Genomic DNA, 16,386 nt, shown 5'->3' on the forward strand with positions numbered 1-16,386 from the left:
CCAGTTCGCGTTCTTTTTTTTGGAAAAAATCATCGTGAAATATCTCCACCGTACCACACGATATACCCACAGTCCATTTTTCCCGGAGAGTATATATTCCCTGAGACGATACTGAAAGATCATCTGAGAGGTACACAATCATGGGAAAGATGAATGGCAAAGTCGTCTTAATCACCGGCGGCGGAAAAGGAATCGGATTCGGTATTGCAACAGCGTTCGCGAAGGAAGGCGCAAATCTGGTCATCACCGGCAGAACCGTGTCGCGGCTGGAGAACGCACAGAAAACACTTGAGGCCTTCGGCGTATCGGTTCTGCCGGTCGCCGCCGATGGCGGGCATGAAGACGAGGTAAAGGCCGCGGTCAGACAGGCAGTTGACCGGTTCGGGAAGATCGATGTGCTGATCAACAATGCCCAGGTCTCTGCCTCCGGAGTGATGCTTGCTGATCATACCAAAGAGCAGTTCGATCTGGCGATCAACTCGGGCCTGTATGCCGCGTTCTTCTACATGCGGGAGTGCTTCCCGTATCTGAAGGAAACAAAAGGAAGCGTCATTAACTTTGCATCGGGTGCCGGTCTTTTCGGCAAACCGGGGCAGTCCTCGTATGCCGCGGCGAAGGAAGGCATCCGCGGGATGTCGCGGGTTGCGGCAACTGAGTGGGGACCGTTTGGTATCAACGTGAACGTCGTCTGCCCACTGGTCTACACCGAGTCACTGGATCAGTGGCGGCGTGAGTATCCCGAGGTCTATGAGCAGACCATCAAAGGTATCCCGCTCGGCAGATTCGGCGACCCGGAAAAAGACATCGGAAGAATCTGCGTGTTCCTTGCATCCGAGGATGCCGCCTACATCAGCGGCGAGACCTTCACAGTGCAGGGCGGCAGCGGGCTTCGGCCATAACTTTTTTTTGCCTTTTAAAATCATTTCTGACGTTTTGTTCGGAGTTTGTTCCAAATGTTCTTTCATGCAAACTCATAAATTCATACTAATTTTAAATTTAGTAAAATTTATATCGATACAAACAAGTACATAGTATCAACTCTGGTTATGAAAAATTCGTTTGTAAATACGATGTAGTGTCAGAGTCGGAAATGTTTCGAGGAATTGTATGAAAAAGATCTATGGAATTTTTGTGATCCTCACGCTTGCCGTCTGCATTCTTGCAGCAGGCTGCGTGGGGACCGGCGGCAGTACCAGTGGGGAAAAGGTGCTGGTTGTCGGTGAAATGTGGCGTGTCTCCTCCATCAACCCGGGCGACGGGCATGATGGCGGAACCTTTGTCACTGAAAAAGCAATTGTGACCGAAACACTCGTCGGGGCAAACGCCCAGTTTGAGCTGACGCCGAATCTTGCGGAAAACTGGAAACAGATCAACGATACCTGCTGGGAGTTCAAGCTCCGCGAAGGTGTGAAATTCCATAACGGCGATGAGATGACCGCATCAGACGTCAAGATGTCGCTGGACAACACCGTCAGGCTCTCGCCGAGCACAGCAAAACTGATGTCGTATGATCATGCTGACGTTGTGGATAAGTCTACGATTCGCATCTATACAACCGATCTGAATCCGCTGGTTCCGGGTGTTCTTCACTACCCGGATACCGCAATTGTGAGCAGCAGGTCCTATGATGCAAACGGTAACTTTGTCAACCCGATCGGTACCGGCCCGATGAAGGTTGAGTCCTTCAACGAACAGACCGGTGAACTGGTTGTTGTCAAGAACACCGACTGGTGGGGTGGCGATCCCGGTTTTGACAAGATGATCATGCGGGGATATGAAAACCCATCCACCCGTGCCATGATGATCGAAAACGGCGATGTTGATTTCACCACCGATCCGCCGTACAGTGATATTGAACGACTTGATGCACTTCCGGACATCCATGTCGAGAAGTACAACACGCCGAGAATTTACAAGCTCGATGTAAATCTTGCCCATGAGACAATGGCGGATCTGAATATCCGCAAAGCAATTTCACATGCGATTGATCGAACCGGTATTGTGGACAATGTGCTCTATGGTGTCGGTGCTCCGGCTGGTGGTGTGTTCCTGCCGAGCATGACCTGGTCGAACAAGAGCCTTGTCCCGTACTCCTATGATCCGGCACTGGCAAAACAGTACCTCGCAAACGCAGGCTGGATGGATACCAACGGCGATGGATATGTGGACAAGAACGGCAAAAACCTGCATATCAAAATCTACACCTACACCGAGCGCCCTGGTCTTCCACCCATGCAGGAGGCAATCGCTGCTAACCTCCGGGCTGTTGGTATTGAGGTTGAGGAAGTCTCAATGGAGAACAGTGCCATGAATGCCGCAATGGCTGACGGAAGCTGGGATCTCTATCTGTCAGCGATGAATCTTGCCATGGTTCCCGATCCCGAGTATGTGTTAAAGTCCTGGTACACCACCACCGGTACGGGAAACAAACCGGGATACAGTAACGCGGATGTTGACCGTCTTATCGTCGAAGGCCACTACATCAGTGATTTGGATGAGCGGTATGATCACTTCCGCGAGATTGAGGGGATTGTGTACGACGAACTGCCGACCATCAACATTGCCTACTACGGTGTTGCTATTGTGATGAAGGACACGGTTACCGGCTACAAGTTTGATCCAACCGCCCATGACTACAGAATTGATCCGTTCATGACCATTACGGCATGAACTCCCTTTTTTTGGATGTGTCACATGGATGATAAAGCAGTGAAATCCGAAATTGCGGAAAGCTGGAACGAAGAGGCCGCGTACTATGACACACATGTCTCCCACGGTATACAGACTGAGGAGGAACGGCTGCTCTGGATGAATGCGTTTCAAACCGTCCTTCCGCCGGGCGATAGCCTCTCTATTCTGGATGTTGGCTGCGGGACCGGTGCCATGGGACTGATCCTTGCGGAGATGGGACATGCCGTTACCGGCATAGATCTCTCGGAAGGGATGATGGGTATCGGCCGCAAAAAGGCAGAAACCGCTCATCTTCCGATGACCTTTCAGTCCGGAGATGCGGAAGATCCTCCGTTTGCGGAGAACACCTTTGACGTGGTTATCAACCGCCATCTGCTGTGGACGCTTCCACATCCGGACACCGCCCTTGCAAACTGGTATCAGGTGCTGAAACCGGAGGGCGTGGTGGTGGTGATCGATGGTGTATGGGATGACGGGTCTGTCATCTCTGCCGTGCGGAGAAGAACAAGTTCTGTGTTTGCCCGTATTCTTGAACCACACCCGCACGGAGAAAAAGGCTACAGCACCAAGGTCTGTGACGCTCTGCCGAACCGTGGGGGTGTTCCGGAAGCTGAAGCACGCAGATATATGGAAAACACTGGATTTGTTGGGATCTCCATACTGAATCTGGACCACATCCGGGTAAACCAGCGGCAGCGGCTGAAATGGTATCAGAAGATCAATCCGATCAGTCCCTACTATCTGATGGCAGGCAGAAAGGAGATATGTCCATGAGGTTCGGGCTCGTTCTGTGTCTTATAGCGACCCTGTCCCTCATCGCTGCTGCAGCAGGCTGTATTGATTCCGGCAGTGAAAAAAATGTTCTGATCGTCGGAAACCATCTGATGTCGGATGCCCGCGAACTGGATCAGGGTACCGGCACCGGAACACTGATCACCGAAAAGATCATCATCACCGAGACGCTTGTCGCAACCGGGGAGGACTTCTCACTCAAACCAAACCTTGCGGAAAGCTGGAAGATGATCAACGACACCACCTGGGAATTTAAACTCCGGGAAGATGTGAAATTTCACAACGGCGATGAGATGACAGCTGCGGATGTGAAGTTTTCGATTGAAAACATCAACACCAAACAGCCGGGAAGAACGACGCTGATCGATTACAGGGACTCTGAAATTGTGGATAAGTACACCATCCGCATCCGGACCAATACCATGAATCCTCTGCTGCCTGCAGCACTGCACTCTCCGGATACCGCGATCATCAGTCCGAAATCCTACGATGCAAACGGGGAGTATGTCACCACAATTGGAACAGGTCCGATGAAACTTGCGTCCTTCAATGAGCAAACCGGTGAGATTGTGGTAGTCCGCCATGATCAGTGGTGGGGCGGAACCCCGACGATTGAAAAAATCATCAATCGCGGGTATCCGAATCCCAATACCCGTGCTATGATTATCGAGAACCATGATGTGGATATGACCTTTGACCCGCCGTACAGCGAGGTTGCACGACTGGATGCGATTGAAGGAATTGATGTACTGAAGTTCAACACGCCGCGCACCTACAAGCTTGATCTGAACTTCGACCATGCCCCGCTGGATGACCTGAATGTGAGAAAAGCCCTTGCCTATGCAATTGATCGACAGGGAATTGTGGACAATGTGCTCTACGGCGTCGGCAGTGTAGCGACCGGGCCGTTCCTGCCGACGATGGCATGGGCAAACACGAGTCTAGTCCCCTATACCTACAACCAGACTCTTGCGAAACAGTATCTCGCCGATGCCGGATGGACGGATACCAACGGCGACGGATATGTGGATAAGGACGGCAAAAAACTGAGTTTCAAACTGCTCACCTACACCGAGCGTCCGGGACTTGTCCCGATGCTTGAAGCAATTTCTTCCAATCTGAAAGACATCGGCATCGAAGTTGAGGAGATTGCCATGGAAACTGGTGCAATCTCGCCCATGCTTGCTGAAGGCGACTGGGATATGTATCTGATTGCCGCAAACCTTGCAATGGTCCCTGACCCTGAATATGTGTTAAAAACCTGGTACACCACCGATGGTACAACGAACCGCGGCCATTACAGTAACACTGAAGTTGATCGGATTGTTGCGGAAGGTCACAACCTTATCACCCCCAAAGAGCGGTATGCCCACTTCCGCACCGCTGAGGGTATTGTGTATGACGAGGTTGCAACCATCAATGTAGCCTACTATGGTGTTGCGATTATCATGTGGGATAATGTGCAGGGATTCACGTATGATCCGACCGCCCATGATTACCGACTCAGTCCGTTTATGACCGTTGCCTAATGAGGAGAGAATGATGGAAGACAGTGAGATTAAACAGGGTATTATCCGCAAATGGGACACAAGTGCAGATCAGTATGATCTGCACGTATCCCACGGTGTGAAAACAGAGGAGGAAAAACAGTTATGGATGGATGCGTTTCGTACGGCTCTGCCACAGGGAACGCTTCGCATTCTTGACGTCGGCTGCGGGACCGGTGCCATGGGCCTCATCCTCGCGGAGATGGGGCACGAGGTCCTCGGCATCGATCTTTCGGAAGGGATGATGGATGTTGGCAGAAAGAAAAACGAAAAATGTGGTCTTTCGATGATCTTTCAGAAAGGAGATGCGGAACATCCTCCGTTTGCTGATGACAGCTTTGATGTAGTGGTCAACCGCCATCTGCTCTGGACGCTTCCGCATCCGGACACAGCCCTTGCCTCATGGAAACGGATTATTCATCCGGGGGGTCGGATTATTGTCATCGACGGTGTGTGGGACGACGGAAAAACCACCACAAAGATCCGCCGCGAGGTAAGTAACTCTCTTGGAAAAATCTTTGATCCGCTGCCCGCTCCCGCCCCGTACACTGCAGAGGTATCATCTGCTCTGCCTAACCTTGGCGGAGTTCCAGAATATGCTGCCCGCAGATACTTTGCCGATGCAGGTCTTGCGGATGTCACCCTTGAAAATCTCATGCATATCCGCGATCTCCAACGAAAACAGCTGAACTGGTATCAGAAGATCAGTCATCACTGGTGCTACTACCTCATCTCCGGAACCAAAGAGGTGTAACCTGTATGCACCATTATCTCATCAAACGAACTGCCTATCTCATTCTCACACTTGTGATTGCGTCGATGTTCACGTTTGTGGTGGTCAATGCAACCCCTGGCGAGCCTGCCGAAGTTCTGGCACGACATCTCTACATCGGTCTTGAAGAGGTCGCACCTCCAGAGCTGATTGCTGAGGTTTCCGAACGCTATGATCTTAACAAGCCGCTTTTGCAACAATATCTGGAATGGGTCGGTGGAATTCTGCACGGAGATTTAGGCCACTCCATCCTTTTCAACAAACCGGTGGATCGGCTTTTGATGCTGCATCTGCCGCCGACTATCCTGTTGACCGCGGTGGCGATGTCATTTGCCACGATTGCAGGTCTTGTCCTTGGCATCTACTCGGCACTGCATCAGAACAAAATTTCGGACCACATTATCCGCGTCGGTACGATCTTCTCCGTGTCCATGCCCGGGTTCTGGGTGGCCGTTATGCTGATTCTGGTTTTTTCTATTTGGCTCGGACTGACGCCGGTTTCCGGATATAGCGGCCCGCAGTACATCATTCTCCCGGCGATTGCACTCGGACTGCACACAATGGCCTCCATTATCCGTATCATGCGAACCAGCATGCTTGAGACGATGGACAAACCGTTTGTCACGTTTGCAAAGGCGAAGGGTCTGCCGATGCGGCGGGTGATTTGTTCCCATGCATGCAAGAATGCGTTTCTGCCGGTGCTGACTGTGATCGGCATGTCGTTTGGCGCACTGCTTGCAGGTTCCGTGGTCATCGAGACCATTTTTTCCTGGCCGGGGATCGGGGCCATGCTGATGAAGGCAATCTCGGCACGCGACCTTGTCCTGATTGAAAGTACGATCATGGTAATCGTATTCATGTTCCTGATCGTGAACTTCGTGATTGATCTGCTCTATCACGTAATTGATCCGAGGATCACCTATGAGTGAAACGGGCACTGTAGCACGAATAAAAATCTGGCAGTCGAACGTCCGCGGGGCGGACTGGTATTATCGTCTCAGACAGCGTCCGGGCCTTCAGATTGTATTTGTTCTCCTTGCCGTTGTTCTGATTGCGGCGGTCTTTGCTCCGGTAATTTCCCCACAGGATCCGGCAGCACAAGATCTCTACGGCAAAAATCAGTGGATGTCCGCGGATCACTGGTTTGGTACAGACTATCTCGGTCGCGATCTGTTCAGCAGAGTTGTCTGCGGTCTGCAAACTTCCATGGCGATTGCAGTGACAACGATTGTGATCACGTTTGTGATCGGAACGGCTATCGGCAGCTATGCAGGATACAAAGGTGGCTGGGTGGATAATGTGATCGCCCGTGTCATTGATGTGTTCCTTGCGTTTCCGTCGATCATTCTTGCCCTTGCGCTGGTGACGCTTCTTGGTTCCGGCATTCTGAACATGATTTTCATGCTTTCGATTGTGCAGTGGGCGTCGTTTGCCCGGCTGATGCGGGGTCAGGTGCTCGCGGAAAAAAATGCAGAGTATGTCCTGTCCGCACGTGCAGCGGGTCTTCCCGGCTGGTGGATTCTTCTGAAACATCTGATGCCGAACTGTATTATGCCGGTAGTGGTACTGGCAACAATGGATCTGGGACACACGATTCTGACCATCTCCACGTTGTCATTCTTAGGTCTCGGTCTGCCGCCTTCGATTCCTGAATGGGGCTCGATGATCAATGCGGGTCTGGACAGTATGCGTACCGCACCTCTGAATGTGATTGTGCCGGGTCTTGCTATCACAACGGTGACTCTGCTGTTCAATCTGGCGGGTGAAGGTGTCCGTGATATTACGGACCCCGGAACGGATGCGGAGGGAAGCCTGTGAACATTCTGGAAGTTTCAGAGTTAAATGTGGCGTTTCCCACCCGCCGCGGTCTTGTCCGGGCATCACAGAACGTGAACTTTTCGGTGAAGGAGGGTGAGATCTGTGTACTGATCGGAGAAACGGGTTCGGGAAAGTCGGTGATCGGGCAGGCTGTTCTGCATCTTCTGCCGCAAAACGCCAGAGTTTCCGGCAGTGTCCGGTATGCAGGCGAGGAGATTCTTTTGATTTCGGAACAGAAATTTTCCCGTCTGCGGGGTCATGAGATCTCTCTGATTCCGCAGAACCCCACCGGTTCGCTGGATCCTCTGATGCGATGCGGGCAGCAGGTTGCCGAGGTTCTGGATGTCTGCGGCGTACCAAAAGAGGAGCATTCCTCCCGGACCACATCCATTCTTTCGGCTCTGTCCTTTTCGGACCCGGAACTGGTTGCTGCATCATACCCGCACGAACTGTCCGGCGGTATGCGTCAGAGACTGACGACCGGAATTGCCCTTGCAGCTTCTCCGCGACTTCTGGTCGCCGATGAACCGACAAAGGGTCTGGACTATGCGGCGCGGAAACGGACAATAGAGATGTTTCTGAATCTGAAGCGGAGGGGAACTGATTCTGTTTTGATGATTACGCACGATCTGGAGCTTGCTGAGATGATTGCAGATCAGGCAGGAGTACTGTACTCGGGAGAACTGGTGGAGTTCGGTCCGGCTGCGGATGTGTTTTCCTCGCCTCTTCATCCCTATACTAAAGGACTGATGGCGGCTCTGCCGAAAAACGGAATGACACCAATGCCGGGGATGTGTCCCGGGCTCGCACAGCTGCCGGACGGCTGTTACTTCCATGACCGGTGTCCGACTCCGTGTGAGGAAAACCATGTGCATCCACTGATGCACGAAGTCTGCGGGAGGCAGGTGCGATGCAGCCGCTGCTGAGTGCCGAGTGTCTTTCCAAAAACTACGGTCACGGAGATATTTTCCGCGACGTGAGTTTTACTGTGGATGCCGGTGAGACGATCGGTCTGTTTGGGATGAGCGGGTCGGGCAAGTCAACGCTCGGCCGGTGTCTGATAGGACTTGAACGACTGTCCGATGGCCGTGTACTGTTTGAGGGTGCAGAGGTTTCCAAACTTTCTGAACGGAGACTGCGGGAACTGCGGCCTGCAATGCAGATGCTTTTTCAGCATCCTGAGATGTCGATGGATCCCCGGATGCGGCTGTGCGATAGTGTGGCTGAACCTCTCGCATATCACGAAGGACGGGAACGATCCGATGTGTTTTCCGATCTTCTGCCGTTGATTGCAGCGGTTGGTCTCCGACCGGATCAGTTCTCCTGCTATCCGAACCAGTTGTCCGGCGGGGAAATTCAGCGGGCGATGATGGTGAAGATTTACTCGCTGTCACCGAAGCTGATCATTGCCGATGAGCCGACGTCGATGCTTGATATGTCAGTGCAGGCACAGATTCTTGGTCTGATGAAAAATCTTCAGAAAAAGAACAACACTGCCTGTGTGTTTATCTCGCATGATCCGCAGGTAATGCTAGCAATGTGCGATCGTATCGGAGTTCTGGGAGAGAAAACATTTCGTGTGATGAATGCAGGGGAGTTTGCCGGATATGCGGCTGATCTCTCAGTCTGATTTCTACAAAAAAATGTATTTATACTATTGTGTGATACTAAATAATATTAGTATCATACGATGCTATTGCCTGCATAGGGAGGTGATCGATTCAGTCGAAAAAAACAGTTTACACACCATGCCAGACTGCCGGATGCTTTACCCACGCAACACACACATCATAATTCCCAGCATCCGGCAGGTCAGCAGAGCGTATTTTCTTTCACAGTACTTCATGATACTGACATTTTGCCGGCAGTCCCCTTGCCGGTCCTGTTTTACGGTGCGTGGAATACGCCGGTCTCTGCGATGACGTCACGGTAGAGATTTCCACCGGTGAGAACCGCAGTTATCTCCACTGGTTCGCGTCGGGGAATGGTGATCTTTCCATCAGCCCGAACGGTATCGTGCTCGCGGCAGTCCTCAAGAAGAATTGTCGTGGAGTCGTACACTTCCCCGCCGGTCCGTACCGTTACCTCCAGCTGGACGTCGTGTGAGGTACCGGGACCAAGATTTTCTACGGTTGCGACCATCCGGTATATTGCCGTCTCCCAGGTGGAAGTGTCGGATTCCGCGATGAACTCAAGGTCCATTGCCGGCTGCTGTTCAAGCGGGAGTATCTCAACGTCAACACCGGCAAACTCATCCGGCAGATCCCCGATGTACCAGCCTCTGGCAGTGGTCTCCTGATAGTAATAACGCGTGTCGTTGTAGAGGTAATAGGTCCCGTCAAACATATCGTCGCCTGCAATGCCAACCGCCATGTGCTGCGGGAGTTTGAGAAGCACCGCCCCGTGCCCCATCTCGTGAAGTACCGAGGCGATAAGTATTGCGACATCCTCGCAGTCGCCGCTGTTATCCACGAGTGTTTCCAGCGGGTAGCGCGGATACTCTTCCATGCCGGTGGTTTCCTGGTCTGAGGTGTAGGAAAGCGACTGTGCGAATGCGATGAAGTTCTCAATGGTTTCCCGTTCGTTGTATCCTGCATTTTTTCCCATCACGGTAAATGCATCGGCGATCTCTCTGACGTATTCACGGTCGTAATCCGAGAGCGCATAGCGCACATAGTTGCTGTTCTTCGTATGGTCCTGCATCCGGAAGTACTGGTATGCGGTTTTGGGAACATCGATGAAGTAGGTATGATTTGTCTTCTGATATGTCCAGGAAAATTCGGAACGCAGCATTCCCCACGCGGGGGTGGGAAGGGGTGTCGGGGTTGCGAAACTCTCCGGTACTGGCGGAACCGTTGCGGTTATGTCGGGTACCTGCGTTGGAACGGGTTGCTGGGCAGGTACGTAGGTAATGCAGCCGGCGCTGAGGTTTGAGAGAGCAAGGAGCAACAGAACGATCGCAAAAGCACGGCGGAAAAACTGCACAGTATGAAATAATATGCCGCAGCAGGGATAAAACTTCTTGAATGTTTTCAGAAAAGAAGTGGACCCGAAGGGAGTCGAACCCTTGATCTCCGCCATGTCAAGGCGACGTCATAGCCTACTAGACCACGAGTCCACGAATGTTTTGCACCTATGTGCTCTAATACATACGACATTCCCAAATATAAATATTTTCAAGTGAAATTGTCAGTACAGCTTTATCCTGTATCACTGCGAACAGAATAATCATCCATGGAATATGCAGGTGAGATTCAACGAAAAAAGCGACTGCTGCAGTATCTCTGCATTATCGGTTTGTTTTCCATATTCTCCACCACCATTGCCAAAAATCCGGTACTTCCTCTCTATGCCGAATCGCTTGGGGCAGGAAACGCAACAATAGGACTTATATCTGCAGTATCGCCGTTTGCAGGAATTCTTCTCAGCTTTCCGGTGGGTGTACTTTCCGATCATCTCGGCAGACGCAGACTTCTTCTCCTTTCCGGCGTTGTGTTTCTCCTCGCCCCGCTGATGTATCTTGCAGCCGTTGATCCCCTGCTGCTTATCCCGATCCGCTTCTTCCATGGGATGGCAACTGCTATTCTTGGACCTGTTGTCGGTGCGGTTATTGCGGAAGAGTTTGGCGAGCACAAAGGAGAGATGATGGGGACCTACAGTTCGGCAACCCTCGCCGGCAGGTCTGCGGCTCCGCTGATCGGAGGTGCAGTCCTCTCGCTTTTTGCCGCAGCTCCGGCAGTATCAGCCTATCACATCGTCTATCTCATCGCGTTTGCCGCCGGTATCCCGGTTTTTCTTCTGATGCTCCGCTATCATGATCCGGGGACTGTCCGGAACCTTTCATCGGTTACGGTTTCATCCTTCCGGGAGAATTTGCTGGTTTTTTTCCGCAATCGCGGTCTTCGCTGTGCATCTGCAGCAGAGATGGCGACGTACTTCTGTTTTGGTACCTTTGAGACCTTTCTCCCGCTTTATCTTCTTACCGCCGGTATATCCGCGTGGCAGACCGGTATCATCTTTTTTGTACAGGTGATCATTATCGCAGCCACCAAACCATTTTTCGGCAGACTTGCGGACCGGTGCGATCCCATCCGCCAGATTCTTTTTGGCCTGCTGCTGACCGGAGGATCACTCGGTGCATTTTCACTTACCGGCAGCTTTTGGCTACTGCTTGGGATCAGCTGTGTCTTTGGTATCGGCATGTCGCTGTCCACGGTTGCGGCAAATGTGTATGCGGCAACTGTTGCCGAACAGAACCGTCTTGGTGCGTCCATGGGTGCACTTTCATCGATTATGGACATCGGTCATTCCGCAGGGCCGCTCATTGCCGGAGTTGCGGTAACAGTTGCCGGATACACTGCCAGTTTCGTTCTGTGTCTCCTTACAGCTCTGGCGGTTTTCGGATATATCATCCTCGGCACGCGGCAGTGAATCGGATTCTCCCTGTTTTTATTTCGTGCTGCAAAACTGCCAAATGAAAAAAATCTGGGAATGCCTGGTTTTATTCATGCTGTCTGTCACATTTCGGACAGCATGGGTGAGCACCAAAAAAGATAGGGATACAGAAGATGTCCCGGGTATTTGCTCTGTCAGGGTGGTGTCACAGCCTGCCAGATCACGCGTCCGCAAATGTTCACACCTGCATGGTTAAGTCTTCGCCGCATCACCCATCAGGTCGGCAAGCCCGAACTCGTCGGGACTTTTTTCCAGCCTACGTGTTAGCATAGATATCGGATGCAAAAAAAAGTTGGGGATGTTTACAGCTGCATGAACTTTGCCGAGATGATGCCGTCGCTTTCTGCGACCTCCTGCATCACGTTTGCAGGAACAACGTCGTCCACGGCAAGAATCATCAGCGATTCGGAACCTACATCCACTTTTCCGACCTGCATGTTTGAGATGTTGATGTTGTGTTTACCGAGCAGTACGCACACCGGGCCGACAACGCCCGGGCGGTTAATGTGGTCGGCAACAATCACATTGCCCTTCGGCACAAGGTCCATGGAGTAGCCGTTGATGGAGGTAATGCGGGGACCAACACGGGTAATAATACCGGAGATCGTCTGAGTACCTTTTCCGGTTTTGAATGTCAGGGTCACCAGTGACTTGTAGTCGCCTGCATCCGCCGAGGTCTTTTCCACGATGGTCATACCGCGCTGCTGTACAATAAACTCTGCGTTCACGAGATTTGCCGGTTCGTGAAGCGCTTTGTCCAGAAGACCCTTCAGGCCCATGCGGGTCGGGTATTTCAGGTTCTGTTTCATCTCGGCAACCTCGCCGAGGTACGCGAACTCAATCTCGGTGATAGCACCGTCTGCAAGCTGTGCTGCAAGGCTTCCCATCTTCTCGGTCAGCTGTGCGAACGGTTCAAGTTTCGGGCGAAGCTCCGGCGCAACCAGTGGCGCGTTCACTGCATTCTTGGCGGATCCGCCCTTCAGCACTTCGATGCACTGCTGGGCAACTGAGATTGCCACATTCTTCTGGGCCTCAACCGTGCTTGCGCCAAGGTGCGGGGTCACGATAACCTTGTCAAGGGAAAGAAGCGGTGAGTCGGTCGGCGGTTCCTGTTCAAATACGTCGAGTGCGGCTCCTGCAACCTTGCCGGAGGTGATTGCTTCATACAGGGCTGCTTCATCAATGATACCACCGCGGGCACAGTTGATTAATCGGACACCGTCCTTCATGGTTGCAATTGACTCCTTGTTGACAAGATGTGTCGTGGACGGAATCAGCGGCGTGTGTACTGTAATCACATCGGCTTTGGTGAAGAGTTCGGCCACGCTCATCATCTCAACGCCCATTGCAGCCCCGACCTCTGCCGGGATGAATGGATCGTAGGCGATGACCGTCATCTGCAGTGCCTGGGCACGTTTGGAAACTTCGCGGCCGATTCTTCCGAATCCGACCACACCAAGCACCTTGCCGTTCATTTCATTGCCCATAAACTTTGAGCGTTTCCATTCACCTTTCTTCAGTGATGCGGTTGCCTGCGGGATGTTTCTCGCAAGCGCCATCATCATGGCGATGGTGTGTTCCGTTGCCGCGAGCGTGTTGCCTTCGGGAGCGTTGGAGACAATGATGCCTTTCTTCGTTGCCGCATCACAGTCAATGTTGTCCACACCGACACCGGCACGACCGATGTACTTCATCCGATCGGCCGCTTCAATGATGCGTGCGGTGACCTGCGTTCCGGACCGGACGATCAGTGCATCGTATCCGCCGATGATCTTGACGAGTTCATCCTCGGACAGGTCTGCCTTTTCATCAACATCACAAAATCCCTTTAAAATATCGACTCCTTCTTTTGCAAGGGGGTCGCTCACAAGTACTTTGAAGCTCACGGATAATCCCGTATCTATTTGTTCTTACTCGGTAATAGTATTGCCCAACCCGGGAGAGGTTATGGTGGTTTCCTGTCTTCCAACACAATATATTATTGTGGACGGGGACCAATGTTATACCGAGTGTCTATGGACAAATCACCCAATATCCTATGGCTCAACGAAATCCGCAAAGATGATATTCCCTCCGTAGGAGGGAAAGGCGCCTCTCTTGGTGAAATGACCTCTATTGGTCTCCCTGTTCCACAGGGTTTTGTCGTGACCGCCCAGGCTTTCCGTAGATTTTTACAGCTGACAAAACTGGAAGACTCCATCTTCGATATTCTGGAGAAACTTGACGTTGATGACAACGATGCCCTCAACGCCACCGCAGATAAGGTAAAGGCAATGGTCAGTTCGGCGGCAATGCCCGAGGCAATCAAAAAGGAGATTGTTGCGTCCTACCAGAAGATGGGATCCGATACCGTTGTTGCTGTCCGGTCCAGTGCTACTGCAGAGGATCTGCCGGATGCATCTTTTGCCGGTCAGCAGGACACCTATCTGAATATCCTCGGCGAGGCCGATCTCCTGCAGTCCGTGCAGGACTGCTGGGCCTCTCTCTACGGCGGCCGTGCCATCTACTACCGTGCAAAGCAGGGTTTCGATGACCGTACCGTCAATATTGCAGTGGTTGTCCAGCAGCTGGTGTTCTCGGAAAAAGCCGGCGTGATGTTTTCTTCCCATCCGATCTCCGGAGCTGCAACCGTCATCATTGAGGGTTCATGGGGTCTGGGGGAGGCAATTGTGTCTGGTACCGTGTCTCCGGACAACTATGTCTATGACCGCAAGAACAAGCGGATCACCACAAAGACCGTTGCCAACAAGTCTGTTGAGATCATTCCGGACGGCAGTAAAGGAACAAAGACCGTTGCTGTTCCGGAAAACCGTCAGAATATACAGGTTCTCTCAGACGTCGAGGTTGCAAAACTTGCTGAGTTTGCGGTAGTATCCGAGGAACACTACAAGGTTCCGCAGGATATGGAGTGGGGAATGGTGGGTGACACCATTTATATTCTTCAGTCCCGCCCGATCACGACGATTCAGAAGAGTTCCCTTGTTTCGGATTCCGGGAAGGCTGCCTGCTCGGTGGCAGACAGCGAGATTATTCTTCAGGGATATGGTGCATCTCCCGGCATCGCATCCGGTCCGGTTGTTATCGTTACTGATGCAAAGGATACCTCCCGTGTGAAGGAGGGGGACATTATGGTCTCGCCGATGACCAACCCTGATATGGTCCCTGCCATGCGCAAAGTTGTCGGCATCATCACTGATGAGGGCGGTATGACCTGCCATGCGGCAATTGTGTCGCGTGAGCTTGGAACGCCTGCGGTTGTCGGAACGAAGAAGGCAACCTCCCTCCTCAAGGAGGGGCAGATCGTTACCATCGATGGTGAGAAGGGTCTGATCTACGACGGAAAACTTGAGACTGCCGTTCCTGCGGCAGCTGCGGCGGCTGTGCCGGTCGCGGCTGCAGCACCTGTCATCACTGCAACCTCGGTGAAAGTGAATGTTTCAATGCCCGAGGCAGCGGCACGCGCTGCGGCGACGGGCGCGGATGGTGTTGGTCTGCTCAGAATTGAGCACCTGATTCTTGGTATGAACAAGACGCCGAGCTGGTACATTAAGAACGGTAAGGAAGAGGAGTTCATTGCCGAGCTGTATAATGGTATTAAGACGGTGCTTGACGCATTCCGCGGCAAGCCGGTCTGGGTGCGCACGATCGATTCACCGACCGATGAGTTCCTGAACATGGCCGGCGGCGAGGATGAGCCGCATGAGCACAATCCGATGCTTGGTTTCCGCGGTCTCCGTCGTGATCTTCGTCAGATGGCGCAGTTCAGGATGCAGGCAGAGTGTTTCAAGCGTCTGTGGGAAGCGGGATACGATAATCTCGGCATTATGTTCCCGCTGGTGCAGCACCCCCGTGAGTTCCTCGCGGCAAAGGAGGCGTTCCGCTCCTGGGGCATTGATGTGGAGAATCGTGTGCTTGGTATTATGGTCGAGATCCCGGCATCCGCTATCATTATTGATGAGTTCATCAGGGCGGGCATCAAGTTCTGTTCCTTTGGAACGAATGATCTGATCCAGTACACGCTTGCGGTTGACCGCAACAATGGTATGATCGGCGATATGTATGAGCCGGAACACCCGGCGGTTATGCGTCTCATCAAGTACTGTATTGAGCAGTGCCGCGAGGCAGGCGTTGAGTGTTCCATCTGCGGTCAAGCGGGTTCGGATCCGAAGTTTGTGAAGTGGCTGGTGAATCAGGGCATTTCCAGTGTTTCCTCAAACATTGATGCAATTCCGAAGATTCGCGAGACGGTTGCAAAGACCGAGCGTCAGATTCTGCTGAATATGGCGTTTAAGAAAAATTAAGAGAAAATCA

Annotated in this window: 13 protein-coding genes and 1 tRNA gene; 11 read left to right on the forward strand and 3 right to left on the reverse strand. The window is 52.3% G+C overall.

The features are described from left to right. Window positions 1-140: 140 nt before the first annotated feature. From O0S10_RS06880 to O0S10_RS06920, 9 genes are all read left to right on the forward strand, one after another. The gene (locus O0S10_RS06880; protein WP_268925147.1) at window positions 141-899 is read left to right on the forward strand and encodes an SDR family NAD(P)-dependent oxidoreductase; all 759 of its coding nucleotides are present in this window, start codon (window positions 141-143) and stop codon (window positions 897-899) included. Window positions 900-1,107: 208 nt separating this feature from the next. Continuing rightward, window positions 1,108-2,670: an ABC transporter substrate-binding protein gene (locus O0S10_RS06885; protein WP_268925148.1), complete on the forward strand. Its 1,563-nt coding sequence runs from the start codon at window positions 1,108-1,110 to the stop codon at window positions 2,668-2,670. Window positions 2,671-2,694: 24 nt separating this feature from the next. After that, window positions 2,695-3,465 (forward strand): class I SAM-dependent methyltransferase, encoded by a 771-nt coding sequence (locus tag O0S10_RS06890; RefSeq protein ID WP_268925149.1) that lies wholly within the window; start codon window positions 2,695-2,697, stop codon window positions 3,463-3,465. Beyond that, window positions 3,462-5,012 carry an ABC transporter substrate-binding protein gene (locus O0S10_RS06895; RefSeq protein WP_268925150.1) on the forward strand — a complete coding sequence of 517 codons (1,551 nt, stop codon included), beginning with the start codon at window positions 3,462-3,464 and terminating at the stop codon, window positions 5,010-5,012. Before O0S10_RS06890 ends, O0S10_RS06895 begins: the two co-directional genes overlap by 4 nt. 10 nt (window positions 5,013-5,022) lie before the next feature. Further along, window positions 5,023-5,784 (forward strand): class I SAM-dependent methyltransferase, encoded by a 762-nt coding sequence (locus tag O0S10_RS06900; RefSeq protein WP_268925151.1) that lies wholly within the window; start codon window positions 5,023-5,025, stop codon window positions 5,782-5,784. 5 nt (window positions 5,785-5,789) lie between these two features. After that, complete coding sequence (locus tag O0S10_RS06905; RefSeq protein ID WP_268925152.1) at window positions 5,790-6,731, forward strand: ABC transporter permease; 942 nt, start codon at window positions 5,790-5,792, stop codon at window positions 6,729-6,731. After that, the gene (locus O0S10_RS06910; protein WP_268925153.1) at window positions 6,724-7,620 is read left to right on the forward strand and encodes an ABC transporter permease; all 897 of its coding nucleotides are present in this window, start codon (window positions 6,724-6,726) and stop codon (window positions 7,618-7,620) included. Before O0S10_RS06905 ends, O0S10_RS06910 begins: the two co-directional genes overlap by 8 nt. After that, window positions 7,617-8,546, forward strand: coding sequence for an ABC transporter ATP-binding protein (locus O0S10_RS06915; protein WP_268925154.1), 930 nt, complete (start codon window positions 7,617-7,619; stop codon window positions 8,544-8,546). Before O0S10_RS06910 ends, O0S10_RS06915 begins: the two co-directional genes overlap by 4 nt. Then, a complete protein-coding gene (locus tag O0S10_RS06920) occupies window positions 8,531-9,250 on the forward strand; it encodes an ABC transporter ATP-binding protein (protein WP_268925155.1) in 720 nt (239 codons plus the stop codon). The genes O0S10_RS06915 and O0S10_RS06920 overlap by 16 nt, the downstream gene beginning before the upstream one ends. Before the next feature lie 257 nt (window positions 9,251-9,507). Here O0S10_RS06920 and O0S10_RS06925 read toward each other — a convergent pair whose 3' ends face one another. Further along, on the reverse strand, window positions 9,508-10,605 hold the full coding sequence (locus tag O0S10_RS06925) for a transglutaminase-like domain-containing protein (RefSeq protein WP_268925156.1): 1,098 nt from the start codon (window positions 10,603-10,605) through the stop codon (window positions 9,508-9,510). Between the two features lie 59 nt (window positions 10,606-10,664). After that, window positions 10,665-10,738, reverse strand: a tRNA-Val gene (locus O0S10_RS06930). 116 nt (window positions 10,739-10,854) lie between these two features. On the opposite strand from O0S10_RS06930, the gene O0S10_RS06935 reads away from it, so the two are divergent. Then, window positions 10,855-12,051: an MFS transporter gene (locus O0S10_RS06935; protein WP_268925157.1), complete on the forward strand. Its 1,197-nt coding sequence runs from the start codon at window positions 10,855-10,857 to the stop codon at window positions 12,049-12,051. A gap of 326 nt (window positions 12,052-12,377) precedes the next feature. Here the strand turns inward: O0S10_RS06935 and serA are convergent, their stop codons facing one another. After that, window positions 12,378-13,961 carry a phosphoglycerate dehydrogenase gene (serA, locus tag O0S10_RS06940; RefSeq protein WP_268925158.1) on the reverse strand — a complete coding sequence of 528 codons (1,584 nt, stop codon included), beginning with the start codon at window positions 13,959-13,961 and terminating at the stop codon, window positions 12,378-12,380. Between the two features lie 129 nt (window positions 13,962-14,090). Here serA and ppsA point away from each other — a divergent pair, with 129 nt between their 5' ends. Further along, window positions 14,091-16,376 carry a phosphoenolpyruvate synthase gene (ppsA, locus tag O0S10_RS06945; RefSeq protein ID WP_268925159.1) on the forward strand — a complete coding sequence of 762 codons (2,286 nt, stop codon included), beginning with the start codon at window positions 14,091-14,093 and terminating at the stop codon, window positions 16,374-16,376. The last annotated feature ends 10 nt before the right edge of the window (window positions 16,377-16,386 follow it).

This window comes from Methanocorpusculum petauri (assembly GCF_026891975.1).
GTDB classification, from domain to species: Archaea; Halobacteriota; Methanomicrobia; order Methanomicrobiales; family Methanocorpusculaceae; genus Methanocorpusculum; species Methanocorpusculum petauri.

Bases quoted from the DNA above. Each gene is read 5' to 3' on its own strand.
- O0S10_RS06880 (WP_268925147.1), top strand. From the start codon at position 141: ATGGGAAAGATGAATGGCAAAGTCGTCTTAATCACCGGCGGCGGAAAA.
- O0S10_RS06885 (WP_268925148.1), top strand. From the start codon at position 1,108: ATGAAAAAGATCTATGGAATTTTTGTGATCCTCACGCTTGCCGTCTGC.
- O0S10_RS06890 (WP_268925149.1), top strand. From the start codon at position 2,695: ATGGATGATAAAGCAGTGAAATCCGAAATTGCGGAAAGCTGGAACGAA.
- O0S10_RS06895 (WP_268925150.1), top strand. From the start codon at position 3,462: ATGAGGTTCGGGCTCGTTCTGTGTCTTATAGCGACCCTGTCCCTCATC.
- O0S10_RS06900 (WP_268925151.1), top strand. From the start codon at position 5,023: ATGATGGAAGACAGTGAGATTAAACAGGGTATTATCCGCAAATGGGAC.
- O0S10_RS06905 (WP_268925152.1), top strand. From the start codon at position 5,790: ATGCACCATTATCTCATCAAACGAACTGCCTATCTCATTCTCACACTT.
- O0S10_RS06910 (WP_268925153.1), top strand. From the start codon at position 6,724: ATGAGTGAAACGGGCACTGTAGCACGAATAAAAATCTGGCAGTCGAAC.
- O0S10_RS06920 (WP_268925155.1), top strand. From the start codon at position 8,531: ATGCAGCCGCTGCTGAGTGCCGAGTGTCTTTCCAAAAACTACGGTCAC.
- O0S10_RS06935 (WP_268925157.1), top strand. From the start codon at position 10,855: ATGGAATATGCAGGTGAGATTCAACGAAAAAAGCGACTGCTGCAGTAT.
- ppsA (WP_268925159.1), top strand. From the start codon at position 14,091: ATGGACAAATCACCCAATATCCTATGGCTCAACGAAATCCGCAAAGAT.